Origin of the sequence: Serratia sp. CY38905, from assembly GCF_052168875.1 — a bacterium.
GTDB lineage: Bacteria > Pseudomonadota > Gammaproteobacteria > Enterobacterales > Enterobacteriaceae > Serratia > Serratia sarumanii.
The window spans coordinates 194,128-207,059 of the sequence record NZ_JBJNLV010000010.1 but is presented as its reverse complement, the minus strand read 5'-3'; the positions used below and the strand labels follow the sequence as shown (position 1 = coordinate 207,059).

General features: G+C 55.2%; 11 protein-coding genes, 1 tRNA gene and 1 pseudogene. 9 read left to right on the top strand and 4 right to left on the bottom strand.

The window, feature by feature from the left end; genetic code table 11:
- Window positions 1-126: 126 nt before the first annotated feature.
- The 3 genes and pseudogenes from ACJ8MK_RS19820 (at window position 127) to ACJ8MK_RS19810 (ending at window position 3,035) form a co-directional block, all read left to right on the top strand.
- Window positions 127-966, top strand: coding sequence for a hypothetical protein (locus ACJ8MK_RS19820; protein ID WP_197749966.1), 840 nt, complete (start codon window positions 127-129; stop codon window positions 964-966).
- Window positions 956-1,735, top strand: a complete 780-nt coding sequence (locus tag ACJ8MK_RS19815; RefSeq protein ID WP_442517999.1) for a DUF6339 family protein — start codon at window positions 956-958, stop codon at window positions 1,733-1,735. Before ACJ8MK_RS19820 ends, ACJ8MK_RS19815 begins: the two co-directional genes overlap by 11 nt.
- 305 nt (window positions 1,736-2,040) lie before the next feature.
- Window positions 2,041-3,035 (top strand): annotated as a pseudogene (locus tag ACJ8MK_RS19810) (integrase core domain-containing protein).
- A gap of 139 nt (window positions 3,036-3,174) precedes the next feature.
- Here ACJ8MK_RS19810 and ACJ8MK_RS19805 read toward each other — a convergent pair.
- A tRNA-Leu gene (locus tag ACJ8MK_RS19805) sits at window positions 3,175-3,259 on the bottom strand.
- Window positions 3,260-3,341: 82 nt separating this feature from the next.
- Between ACJ8MK_RS19805 and ACJ8MK_RS19800 the strand changes: the two genes are divergently transcribed.
- The 4 genes from ACJ8MK_RS19800 to ACJ8MK_RS19785 are packed head-to-tail and all read left to right on the top strand — an operon-like array spanning window position 3,342 to window position 6,800.
- Complete coding sequence (locus ACJ8MK_RS19800) at window positions 3,342-3,596, top strand: hypothetical protein (RefSeq protein ID WP_144335924.1); 255 nt, start codon at window positions 3,342-3,344, stop codon at window positions 3,594-3,596.
- Window positions 3,597-3,651: 55 nt separating this feature from the next.
- On the top strand, window positions 3,652-4,419 hold the full coding sequence (locus tag ACJ8MK_RS19795) for a DeoR/GlpR family DNA-binding transcription regulator (RefSeq protein ID WP_060422656.1): 768 nt from the start codon (window positions 3,652-3,654) through the stop codon (window positions 4,417-4,419).
- Between the two features lie 30 nt (window positions 4,420-4,449).
- Window positions 4,450-5,415: a D-erythronate dehydrogenase gene (gene denD / locus ACJ8MK_RS19790; RefSeq protein ID WP_442517998.1), complete on the top strand. Its 966-nt coding sequence runs from the start codon at window positions 4,450-4,452 to the stop codon at window positions 5,413-5,415.
- The gene (locus ACJ8MK_RS19785; protein ID WP_103829867.1) at window positions 5,415-6,800 is read left to right on the top strand and encodes a GntP family permease; all 1,386 of its coding nucleotides are present in this window, start codon (window positions 5,415-5,417) and stop codon (window positions 6,798-6,800) included. The genes denD and ACJ8MK_RS19785 overlap by 1 nt, the downstream gene beginning before the upstream one ends.
- Before the next feature lie 784 nt (window positions 6,801-7,584).
- Here ACJ8MK_RS19785 and ACJ8MK_RS19780 read toward each other — a convergent pair.
- The 3 genes from ACJ8MK_RS19780 to lptF form a co-directional block, all read right to left on the bottom strand.
- Window positions 7,585-8,301: a helix-turn-helix transcriptional regulator gene (locus ACJ8MK_RS19780; RefSeq protein ID WP_049211804.1), complete on the bottom strand. Its 717-nt coding sequence runs from the start codon at window positions 8,299-8,301 to the stop codon at window positions 7,585-7,587.
- Between the two features lie 135 nt (window positions 8,302-8,436).
- Entirely contained in the window at window positions 8,437-9,507 is a 1,071-nt protein-coding gene (gene lptG, locus ACJ8MK_RS19775) for an LPS export ABC transporter permease LptG (protein WP_033636876.1), read from the bottom strand.
- A complete protein-coding gene (gene lptF, locus ACJ8MK_RS19770) occupies window positions 9,507-10,601 on the bottom strand; it encodes an LPS export ABC transporter permease LptF (protein ID WP_033636875.1) in 1,095 nt (364 codons plus the stop codon). The genes lptG and lptF overlap by 1 nt, the downstream gene beginning before the upstream one ends.
- Window positions 10,602-10,883: 282 nt before the next feature.
- Here lptF and pepA point away from each other — a divergent pair, with 282 nt between their 5' ends.
- Both pepA and ACJ8MK_RS19760 read left to right on the top strand, forming a co-directional pair.
- A complete protein-coding gene (gene pepA / locus ACJ8MK_RS19765; protein WP_033636874.1) occupies window positions 10,884-12,395 on the top strand; it encodes a leucyl aminopeptidase in 1,512 nt (503 codons plus the stop codon).
- 84 nt (window positions 12,396-12,479) lie between these two features.
- On the top strand, window positions 12,480-12,929 hold the full coding sequence (locus ACJ8MK_RS19760; protein WP_033631663.1) for a DNA polymerase III subunit chi: 450 nt from the start codon (window positions 12,480-12,482) through the stop codon (window positions 12,927-12,929).
- Window positions 12,930-12,932 lie beyond the last annotated feature (3 nt).

Here is a 12,932-nt window from a genome sequence, read left to right as displayed (position 1 = left end):
ATATGTATCATTACAAGTGATATAGATAACGCATTTGGCTTTCCTCTCTATTATATAACTTTTTATCTCGTTACTTCCTATATAAAGGTCCAATTATAGTAGCCATTGAAATTCCTGGAGATAAAAATGAAAATAAAAAATAACATGAGATTCCCATTCCCAGTATTAGGACCACTAACGGAAGATTATACCGATAGTGATTTTTCATTTGAAAAATTTTCTGCTATAGAAGACAGAAACTCTTGGAACATTATTATATCTGGCTCAATAAATATAGGAAGTAACGAGATAAAAAGTTATATAATAGAGAGGAAAGCCAAATGCGTTATCTATATCACTTGTAATGATACATATTATTCATCATGCGAAGAGATCGATATCGATAGTTGGAAAATAATCATCCCCTCGGGTAAGGTCAAAGGAAAGGTACAAATAAGGCCAATAATTTACACATCAGAGGATAAATTAAATCTGCAAGATGAAAAAATAAATCCTGAATTTGGAAATGAGATCATCATTCCTGAATTTAGTCCAATAGCAATCGGTCTTCAAGCCGAATTTACTGCTGGCTATGAAAAGCTGGCACCAATGGAGTCAATATTTAAATTAATAAAAAGCAATGACATTCCAGATGGTTCGTTCGATATTCAATTAGACAATTCAACTATAGATATTTTGGTTTCTCCTTCAATCCATAAGATCATATGTAACTTAAGGGGAAATGTTCACACTAGAAACATGTTATTATCCAGTATTTACTTGCCAGCTGTAATGCAAATATTTAGTGCATTATCAAAAGGTTACCTAAGCGAACAAAGATGGGTCAAAGTATTTAAAGAACGTTGTGATTCATTTAATATAAACTACTCCAATGATGATGAGCATCTTAAAAACGCACAAAAAATCCTATCCAATCCATTGATGTTATTGGAAGACGCAATAAGAGGACTGGCTCATGTCGAATAAAAAGGTATTATATCTTGGCCAGTCGGCTGCTGATTATCTTTATGAGGGGATAGGCGTCAATATTGAAAAATATATGATTGATGGACCAGACTTCTCCCAAGAAATTGAAGATGGCAATTGGAACATTCCTTTATCCATCGATTATATTCCCGAACCATTACAAGATCTTAAATACAGTAATAATGAGCCAGAATCAGTTAAGCGTGATTTAGAGATAGAGAACTCAATATTAGTTTGGTCGTCCTTAAGGAACCTAACGCCAGTTTTAGCTTGTGAGAATAGAGTCTGGTCACGCTTCACACACACAGAGTGTCTTAAATTCACCAGAAACAGATGGGATATAACTAAAATATCTGAAGAAAAAAAGATTGAGCATATAAAAAAGCATTTCTTCGCCATTAACAGAACACATTGCCGAGATGACAATGCAATATCTAGATTATGGTGGAATGCATGGATTGCGAGCCAGTACTCCAATGACAACTTTGAAGTTGCATTAAGAATAATATTGCGTACCGCAGATATAAGAAGCAACCTAATAGAACGACCGTGGATGTTCAGACGTCGAGAAATTTCCAATGGTATAATTAGATTTATGAGTGAGCACTTTTTGGATGGTGAGGATAAAAGAGAGGCAAGATTTAGACAATTTTCTAAAACCTTAAATATGCAAGGGGCAGGAGTTATTTTTGAAGGGATGAATGATTCAAAAATAGATGCATTTATTAGACAATGCTATGATGTATCCGAGAGCTCAATTAACTCTTAAGCAATGTTGTCTCAAGAGTTTAATAAAGAAACCTATTATAGTATCACAACCATCTCTCAATAAAATGGGAGATGGGAAATTATATTCCAAAAAATTAATAGCTAACAAACCAAAACCACTTTATTTAATTTTGAGATATTAAAAAATAACATTTAACACTGAGGCGTGGTAGTTTAATTATAATATACATACTCTATGTCTGATCTGTGCTACCCATAGCGCCATGTGTAAGTATCCCGGTAAAACGGCCCATTCACTTTTAGAGCTCTTCCGACATACTGATTATGTTCCAGGAGGAGATCGTCATGCGCAAAACTCGATTCTCCGAACACCAGATCTTCGCTGTTCTGAAGTCCGTCGAAGCCGGACGCACAGTTAAGGATGTCTGCCGCGAGACCGAGATTTCTGAACAACTGGAAAGCGAAGTTCGGCGTTATCGAAGCCTCCGATATCAAAAAGATGAAAGACCTTGAGGATGAAAACCGCCAACTGAAACAGATGTTTGCGGACCAGAGTCTCGAGTGCCGCGGACTGAAAGACGTTATTGAAAAAAGCTTTAAAACCAGCGAAAAAGCGTGAGCTGGTCAGCTATCTGACCGCGCAGTTTGCCATGAGCTTACGTCAGGCATGCAAGACATTGTAGCTGAGCAGGACGGTAATTCGTTATCAGCCGGATACACGACGTGATCAGCCGGTCATTATGGCGCTGACCGTAGCGGCTGAACGCTATCCGCGATACGGATTTACCGCGTACTGAAACTGAATTTTCGCCGTAAGACGTCTGCCGGTGCGTAATCCGGTTCCACTGGGGAATCCTGAGGCGCTTAATCAAAGCTGGTCCATCAATTTTATACACGATGCACTATTCTGTAGCCGACACTTCCGTAGCTTCAATGTGGTGGGCGATTTTAACCACGAAGCACTGGCGATAGAAATCGGCCTGAATATCTCAGCTCAACGAGCGGATAGGATTGTCACAAACCGTGGATATCCGTTGAAGATGCGGATGGATAATGATCCAGAACTTGTTTCTCTGACGCTTGCGCAATGGGCTGAAGAGCATGGTGTGGCGCTGGAATTTATCAAGCGGCTGAGCCACACAGAATGCGTTTATCGAACGGTTTAACCGGACGTACCGGACAGAAATCCTGGATTTTTACCTGTTAAGGACACTGAATGAAACGCGGAAAATCACCGAGTGCTGGCGTAGGAGTATAACCAGCAACGACCTCATCCATCATTAAACAACCTGACACCGGAGGAATTTATCCGAAGTCTGCAAAAAGGCCCGGATCTCTGATTTAGCCTGACACCGATATTGGGAAGAGATCAACACCCGGAAATATCAAAAAGTGCGTGGAACTAAAACAGGCAGGCAGATCCGATTCCAGGCACAAAAAAACCACCTTTCGGTGGCTTCTTGTTCGCGCGGTACTTAATGGTGCCGAAGGCCGGACTCGAACCGGCACGTATCTCTACGGTTGATTTTGAATCAACTGCGTCTACCGATTTCGCCACTTCGGCACTGAAGTAGTATGCGGAAAACGGGTGCATTATACCTTCCCGCGATCGTCACGCAACACTTATCCGTTGTTCAATGAGTTAAGTGTCGAAAAAAGCGCCGCAGCGCACGTTTGCCGGCCCTTCCTCGCCGCTTTCCCGCCCCGCCCGCTTCACAAACCTTGTGGCGCGTCACATTAATTATCACAGCATGGTGTTGCACAACAAAACGCCGAGAAAAGCCAATAACAAACAATTAATCATAAAGTTAAATAACAAAAACGCCCCAACCCCCACGCCGGCATTTGTGATAACTGTCGCTTACTTGTTAATCGCGATGGTTGAAGATGTTCCTCCATAACAAAAAATAACAGCTTCGCGGCGCCCCTGCCGCCGCCGGGGCCACAGGAGCGAACATGATCCCGTCTGAACGCCGCGATTACATCTATCGCTATGTGCATGAATATCAGCTGGCGAGCATCAGCGCGCTGTCGGAGCTGATGAGCGTCTCCCACATGACGGTGCGGCGCGATATCCGCGTGCTGGAAGAGCAAGGCAAAGTGGTCAGCGTCAGCGGCGGCGTGCGCCTGAGCGAGGCGCTGCGCCAGGAGCTGGCCTATTGCGAGAAGGCGCAGCTGCACCATCGCCACAAGCGCGAGATCGGCAAATACGCCGCCGGCTTGGTGGAAGACGGCCAGGTGGTCTATCTGGACGCCGGCACCACCACCTTCGAGATCGCCCGCAGCCTGGCGGAGCGCTTCAATCTGACGGTCGTCACCAACGATTTCTCCATCATCCAGCACCTGATGAATCGCCCGCAGCTCAGCCTGTTCCACACCGGTGGCCAGGTGGATCAGCGCAACTACTCCTGCGTCGGTAACAGCGCCGCCATGCTGTTGCGCACCCTGAATATCGACGTGGCCTTCATCAGCACCAGCTCGTGGGATCTGGAACACGGCCTCTCCACGCCGCACGAGGAGAAGGTGCTGGTCAAGCAGGCACTGCTGGAGGTCGCCCGCCGCCGGGTGCTGGTCTCCGACAGCAGCAAGTACGGCAAATACGGCATGTTCCGCGTCTGTCCGCTGGAGGCGCTGAGCGACATCATCTGCGACGCCGCGCTGCCGCCGGAGGCGCAGCAGCTGCTGCGCGAGCGCGGTCTGCAACTGCACAACGTCCAACTCTGATAACAACAACGCTAGGGAAAGGAGCACCATATGAATATCGTCATCACCGGCGGCGCCGGTTTTCTCGGCCAGCGGCTGGCGAAAGCGCTGCTGCACGGCAGTTGCCCGCTGGCCTTCGACACACTGATCCTGACGGACATCACCCCGCCGCCCGCCCCGCTGCCGGATGCGCGCCTGCAGTGTCTGGCGCTCGATCTGTCTCAGCCCGGCGCGGCGGAGCGGCTGATCGACGCCGACTGCGGCGTGCTGTTCCACCTGGCGGCCATCGTCAGCAGCCATGCGGAGAGCGATTTCGATCTCGGCATGCAGGTCAATTTCGATGCCACCCGCCAATTGCTGGAAGCGACGCGCCACCGGGCGCCGGGCATGAAATTTATCTTCACCAGTTCGCTGGCGGTGTTCGGCGGTGAGCTGCCGCCGGTGATCGACGATCGCTGCGCGGTCACCCCGCAATCCTCCTACGGCGCGCAGAAGGCGATGTGCGAACTGCTGATCAACGACTATGCGCGCAAAGGCTTCGTCGATGGCCGCGTGCTGCGCCTGCCCACCATCAGCGTGCGGCCGGGCAAGCCGAACAAGGCGGCCTCGTCGTTTGCCAGCGGCATCATCCGCGAGCCGCTGCACGGCGAGCAGGCGGTGTGCCCAGTAGACGCCGAGCTGGCGCTGTGGCTCTCCAGCCCGGCCGCGGTGGTGAGCAACTTCATCCACGCCGCCACGCTGCCCGCTTCGGCGTTCGGCGCCCTGCGCACGCTCAACCTGCCCGGCATCAGCGTGCGCGTGCGGGAGATGCTCGAAGCGCTGCGCGCGGTGGCCGGTGACGCCGTCGCCGCACGGGTGCGATTCGAGCCGGACGCCGCCATCAACCGCATCGTCGCCGGTTGGCCGGGCGAGTTCGACACCCGGCGGGCGCAGCAGTTGGGCTTCACCGCCGATGAAAGCTTCGAGCAGGCGATCCGCGCCTTTATCCGCGACGACATGCCGCAAGGCGGGGGCTGATCATGGCGATGTATACCCCAATCATCGGGCTGGCGGTGGCGGTGTTTGCGCTGATTTTCCTGGTGCTGCGCACCCGCATGCATGCGCTGATCGCCATGCTGATCGCCGCCTCCATCGCCGGCATTACCGGCGGCATGGGTGCCACGCAAACCGTCGACGCCATCACCAAGGGCTTCGGCTCCACGCTCGGCAGCATCGGCATCGTCATCGGGCTGGGGGTGATGATGGGCCGGGTGCTGGAGGTCTCCGGCGCCGCCGAGCAAATCGCCTACAGCTTTATCAAATGGCTGGGCAAAAGGCGCGAGGAGTGGGCGCTGGCCATCACCGGCTATATCGTCAGCATCCCGATCTTCGTCGATTCGGCGTTCGTCATCCTTTATCCGCTGGTCAAGGCGCTGGCGAAAAAGGGCAAGCGCAACCTGCTGACGCTCGGCGTCGCGCTGGCCGGCGGGCTGATCCTCACCCACCACGCGGTGCCGCCGACGCCGGGGCCGCTGGGCGTGGCGGGCATCTTCGGCGTGGATATCGGTGCCATGATGCTGGCCGGGCTGGTGCTGGCCATTCCCTGCGTGATCGGCATCGTGCTGTATGCGCGCTGGCTGGGCGCGCGCTACCCGGACTTTATGCCGCAGGAAGAGGAAGCGCCGCAGGATCTGCGCGCCGCGCATCAGCAGTATCTGGCGGAGAAAGAGGGCAAGGCGCTGCCGAGCCTGATGTTGTCGCTGCTGCCGATCCTGACGCCGATCGGGCTGATCTTCGTCAACGCGGTCAACAATATGCTGGCCAAGCGCGAGGGCATGGGCTGGCTGGCGGAGAGCCTGTGGGGCCAAAGCTTCGCGTTTCTCGGCTCGCCGATGATCGCGCTGGCGATCAGCGTGCTGCTGGCGGTGTACACCCTGATGCCGCACGCCAACAAGCACGACACGCTGGAGCGGCTGGAGGAAGGCCTGCAGACCGCCGGCATCATCCTGCTGGTTACCGGCGCCGGCGGCGCGTTGGGGGCGGTGCTGCGCGAGAGCGGCGCCGGCACGCAGCTGGCGGAACAGGTCGCCGGGCTGCCGATCTCGCCGGTGCTGATCCCGTTCGTCATCGCCACGCTGGTGCGGGTGATACAGGGCTCCGGCACGGTGGCGATGATCACCGCCGCCTCTATCTCGGCACCGATCGTCAGCCTGCTGCCCGGCGTCAATATGCTGGCGGCGGCGCAGGCGGCCACCCTGGGCGCGCTGTTCTTCAGCTACTTCAACGACAGCATGTTCTGGGTGGTCAACCGTATGATGGGCATCAAGGACGTGCGCCAACAGATGATGGTGTGGTCGGTGCCCACCACTATCGCCTGGGCTATCAGCCTGTGCGGCGTGGTGTTGCTGGACTGGCTGCTGTAACGCTTCCCCCCAACGTCAACCCCCAGGGCGCGATCTGTTAGATCGCGCCCCAAACGTATTCTTTCGCCACGCCAATCGGCTCTTCTCAACCAATGCAGCCAGCAAAAAAATAATCCCCAGCCGCAATGGCAATGCTGCAAATAATTGCATATCCATGTGTCAGCCAATAAAGAATGAGGTTGCGTAACATTCCGAGAACACTCTTTTTTCATTGGTAAAAATCAGGCGGGAAATAAATACGTGGAATAACGCCATTAAGAAAGAGACGTTATTTTTAGCTGGATGGGGTTCTATCGAAAATCACCACAAAATAGCGTACATACGTAACGAAATAGCCACTCAAGGCGTAAAAACCAGCAGAGAACACTTGCCTCCGCAGAGTTAATAGCTTTAAGATGATGTAAGAAAATTTTCCCTGGTGTTGGCCAATATTGGCAACCTGGCCCTACGCGGTCAGGTTTTTTTTTGTATTTTTTATCAAAACATTACCGGGGAAGTGTATCGCCTTGAGGGGTGAGAAACCAGTTAGACTAAAGTACAGTCCCTTACTAGACCTTTATCAGTTCATGCAGGTTATTATTTCATATCGCAGAGATCGGGGCAGGTACTCTATATTACGTCCTCAACGTGAACCGACACGCGACCAAATCAATACCGATTGACGCCCATCATTTCTTGAATCGAAAAACGCTGTTCGCCAGCCGATATTTTCTCCCTTCAGACGTATCCCGGCTGATGATTTATGCGCAGCCGTGCCTCCGTATTCCACGGGTACGCTAGCCTGTCACTCCACCGGTTTAATCAACCGAAGCTCCATCCCCAGGCGCACGGCATGTCGGGCATTCGTTACCCCCAACTTTTTGACGACGTTGGACATATGAAACTTGATGGTGCCGGTTTTTATGCCCAGGATCATCGCCGTTTCCTGGTAGGTTTTACCCACGCTGGCCCAATAAAGGATCTCGTTTTCCCTGTCGGTAAAGCGGGCATTTCTTTCCAGGGCTACGGCGTTTTTTTCTGAAAGTGGGGATAGTGCCAGATACGACTCATGGATTGAGGCCAGCAATACCGAGATTTCACCTTTACGATCGGTGAGCGCCTGGATGGCTTCCGCTCTCTGCTCAACGTTGAAGGCAAAGGAAAGCGTGACGAGATTGTCGTTGTAATCGTGCAGCACGAAGGTATAGCCGTGCGTTACGCCAAACTCGCGGGCCTGTTCGAACAACTCGGGAAAGTGCAGCCCTGCGTCAGCCATGATTTGCTCGTCCCAGGCGAACGGGGTCAGGCGGTTACGGGCGGTAAGCACCACCGGATCAATATACTGCAACCCCTGCTCTTGATACTTTTTTACCCATTCACTCGGGTAGTTGGTGACGCCAAAGATGCAGGCAATGTCTTTTTTGGATAACACCACATACGCCCACAGGAGATCGCCCAACTCTCCCAACGCCGCTTCCAGTCGCTTGCCGATGATATTGCTGAGATTGTATTCGTCTTCCATTGGCTGCGTGCTCCCTCTGCCTGCATTGCCGCTGAAGTGACTATAACACGACAAAAACCACAGGCGGGGGCATGCCCCACCAACAAAAAAGGCGCGGCCCCGCGGCCACGCCTTTCTTCACTACCGATCGCCCCGCTACTTGCGTTTGAGCAGCATATAAACGCTGATCAGCAGGAACAGCATGCTCGGCAGCAGCGCGCCCAGCACCGGCGGCATGCTGTACACCAGGCTCAGCGGGCCGAAGATCTGATCCAGCACGTAGAACAGGAAGCCGAAGCTGATGCCGGTCACCACGCGGATGCCCATCGGCACGCTGCGCAGCGGGCCGAAGATGAACGACAGCGCCATCAGCATCATCACCGCCACCGACAGCGGCGAGAAGATTTTGCTCCACATGTTGAGCTGGTAACGGCTGGCCTCCTGGCCGCTCTGCTTCAGGTACTTCACGTAGTTGTGCAGCCCGCTGATGGAGAGCGAATCCGGATCCAGCGCCACCACGCCCAGCTTGTCCGGGGTCAGGTTGGTTTTCCATTCGCCGGTCAGCGTCTGGGTGCCGGTCACCTGTTTCGGATCGGTCAGATCCGAGGTGTCCACCTGCGAAAGCTGCCACACCCCGTTCTCGAAGCTGGCGGTGGCGGCATAGCGCACCGTCTCCAGGCGACGCTGATCGTTGAAGTGGTAGATGTTCACGCCGGAGAGTTCTTTGTCGCCGGAGACGCGCTCGATGTAGATGAAGTCGTTGCCATCCTTCGCCCACAGCCCGCTCTTGGTGGAGAGCAGCGAGCCGCCGTACATCTGCTGGGCGCGGTAGTTGCGCGCCATCTGCTCGCCCTGCGGCGCCACCCACTCGCCGATCGCCATGGTCAGCAGCACCAGCGGAATGGCGGTTTTCATCACCGAGCCGGCGATCTGCAGGCGGGTGAAGCCGGAAGCCTGCATGACGACCAGTTCGCTGCGCGTCGCCAGTTGGCCCAGGCCGAGCAGCGCGCCGAGCAGCGCCGCCATCGGGAAGAAGATCTCGATGTCTTTCGGCACGCTCAGCAGGGTGTACATGCCGGCGCTCAACGCGGTGTATTCGCCCTGGCCGACCTTGCGCAGCTGATCGACGAACTTGATGATGCCGGACAGCGACACCAGCATGAACAGCGTCATGATGATGGTGTTGAAAATCGTTTTACCGATATACCGGTCTAATACGCCAAACATCAGGCCGCTCCTCTCAGGCGTGCGCGCAGCTTGCGCATCGGCACGGTATCCCACAGGTTCAGCGCCAGCGCGATCGCGAAGTAAACGCCGTTAACCAGCCACAGCCACAGCATCGGATCCAGCTTGCCCTTGCCGGCGTTGGAGCGCAGCGAGGTCTGCAGCAGGAAGAAGATCAGATACAGCAGGATGGCCGGCAGCATGCTCAGCACGCGGCCCTGGCGTGGGTTCACCACGCTGAGCGGCACCACCAGCAGCGCCATCAGCGCCACCGACACCACCAGCGTCAGGCGCCAGTGGAACTCGGCGCGCGCATCCGGATCGTCGGACTCCCACAGCGTCTGCATCGACATCTGTTCGGATTCGGTGTTGTCCGCCGCCACGGTGCGGTGGCCAATCACCGCCTTGTAGTCGTTGAAGTCGGTAATGCGGAAGTCGCGCAGCAGCGCGGTGCCTTCAAAGCGGGTGCCCTTGTCGAGCGTCACCACCTGCGAGCCGTCTTTCTGCTGCACGATGTTGCCGTGCTCGGCCACCACCACCGACGGGCGTTGGTTGCCGTTCGGCCGCAGCTGCGCCAGGAACACGTCGTTGAAGGTGCTGCCCTTCACGTTGCCGATAAACAGCACCGCGTTGCCGTCCTGCGAGGGTTTGAACTGCCCTTCCGCCAGCCCGGCGATGCTCGGGTTGGCCTTGGCTTCGTTCACCACCACGTCCTGATAGCGCGAAGCCCAGGGGCCGGCCCAAAACACGTTCACCGCCGCGATCGCAGAGGTGAACAGCGCCAGGATCATGGCGGCGATAATCAGGGTGCGTTTGCCCAGCCCGCAGGCGTGCATAACGGTGATTTCGCTCTCGGTATACAACCGCCCAAGCGTCATCAGCAAGCCGAGAAACAGGCTCAAAGGCAGGATGAGCTGCGCCATTTTCGGCACGCCCAGCGCCAGCAGGGAGAGGACTAAGTTTGTCGGGATATTGCCGTCCACCGCATCGCCCAACACCCTGACCAGGTTCTGACAAAAGAAGATCAGAAGCAGGATGAACAGGATGGCGATTTGGCTCTTGAGCGTTTCCCGTACCAGATATCTTATGATGATCACGCTTATTACGCCTGTGAAAACTTGTCTTTTTGCAGGAAAATCGATAATTTCATCGCTAATCCGCCATTTATTCTCATCATATGGCAACCTTCACAGCTAAAATAGTATTACAACATCAAGCCGTTTGGGTGTCCTATAGGAACTTGCTTATAGTCGCCAAAACAGAGCAATTTACGCCGTTCAGGTTAACATAATCCGTTAACTCAAATGGCGGGAGATCGTTACGGAGTCGGTTATTCTAGCCGTAGCGTCCGCCTTTGTCTTTAAGATTCAGGAGAGTGCATGGAGTTCAGTGTAAAAAGCGGTAGCCCGGAAAAACAGCGCAGTGCCTGTATTGTAGTCGGCGTTTTCGAACCGCGCCGCCTGTCCCCTATCGCAGAACAACTCGACAAAATCAGTGATGGTTATATCAGCGCATTGCTGCGCCGTGGCGAACTGGAAGGCAAGGTCGGGCAGACGCTGCTACTGCACCATGTGCCCAACATTCTCTCCGAGCGCATCCTGCTGATCGGCTGCGGCAAAGAGCGCGAGCTCGATGAGCGCCAATACAAGCAGGTGATCCAGAAAACCATCAATACCCTCAACGACACCGGCTCGATGGAAGCGGTCTGCTTCCTGACCGAGCTGCACGTGAAAGGCCGCAATACCTATTGGAAAGTGCGTCAGGCGGTGGAAACCGCCAAAGAGACGCTCTACACCTTCGATCAGCTGAAAAGCAACAAGGTGGAGCCGCGTCGTCCGCTGCGCAAAATGGTGTTCAACGTGCCGACCCGCCGTGAGCTCACCAGCGGCGAGCGCGCTATTCAGCACGGCCTGGCGGTGGCTTCCGGCATCAAGGCGGCCAAAGATCTCGGCAACATGCCGCCGAACATCTGTAACGCCGGCTACCTGGCCTCGCAGGCCCGCCAGCTGGCGGACGCCTTCAGCACCCACATCACCACCCGCGTCATCGGCGAACAGCAGATGAAAGAGCTGGGCATGAACGCCTATCTGGCGGTCGGCGCCGGTTCGCAAAACGAGTCGTTAATGTCGGTGATGGAATATAAGGGCAACCCAAATCCGGACGCTAAGCCGATCGTGCTGGTAGGCAAAGGGCTGACCTTCGACTCCGGCGGCATCTCGATCAAACCGGCCGACGGCATGGACGAGATGAAATACGACATGTGCGGCGCGGCGACCGTGTACGGCGTGATGCGCGTGGTGGCGGAGTTGAACCTGCCGCTGAACGTGATCGGCGTGCTGGCCGGCTGTGAAAACATGCCGGGCGGCCGGGCTTACCGTCCGGGCGACGTGCTGACCACCATGTCCGGCCAGACCGTCGAGGTGCTGAACACCGACGCCGAAGGCCGTCTGGTGCTGTGCGACACCCTGACCTACGTCGAGCGCTTCGAGCCGGAGCTGGTGATCGACATCGCCACCCTGACCGGCGCCTGCGTGATCGCCTTGGGCCACCACATCACCGGCCTGATGTCGAACCACAACCCGCTGGCGCACGAGCTGCTGGGCGCTTCCGAGCAGGCCGGCGACCGCGCCTGGCGCCTGCCGATGGCCGACGAGTACTACGAGCAGTTGGACTCCAACTTCGCCGACATGGCGAACATCGGTGGCCGCCCTGGCGGCGCCATCACCGCCGCCTGCTTCCTGTCGCGCTTCACCCGCAAGTACACCTGGGCGCACCTGGATATCGCCGGCACCGCCTGGCGCTCCGGTAAAGCCAAGGGCGCGACCGGCCGCCCGGTGGCGCTGCTGTCGCAGTTCCTATTGAACCGCGCGGGCCTGAACGGCGACGATTAAATCTGAGCGGTAATTCAGGTATAATCCCAAGGGGCACAGCATGCTGTGCCCCTACATTTTTTTATCGGCAGCGGTGGATCCTTAATGAAACAGGCGACGTTTTATTTGCTCGACAACGCGGAACCGTCTGGTGCGCTCAGCGCCCATGAGGCCGTGGCCTGCGCCGTTGCCGCCAACGGCTTCCGTTCCGGCAAACGGGTGCTGATCGCCTGCGAGAGCCAGGAGCAGGCCCAGCGGCTGGACGAAGCGCTGTGGCAGCGCGAGCCGCATGAGTTCGTGCCGCACAACCTGGCCGGCGAAGGGCCGCACTACGGCGCGCCGGTGGAACTGTGCTGGCCCGGCAAGCGCGGCAACGCCCCGCGCGATCTGCTGATCGCCCTGCTGCCGCAGTTTGCCGATTTTGCTACCGCTTTCCATGAAGTGGTAGACTTCGTTCCTTACGAAGACACTCTGAAACAGTTGGCGCGCGACCGTTACAAGGCCTATCGCAGCGTCGGCTTCCATTTGACCACGGCTACGCCGCCAACTCACTGAATA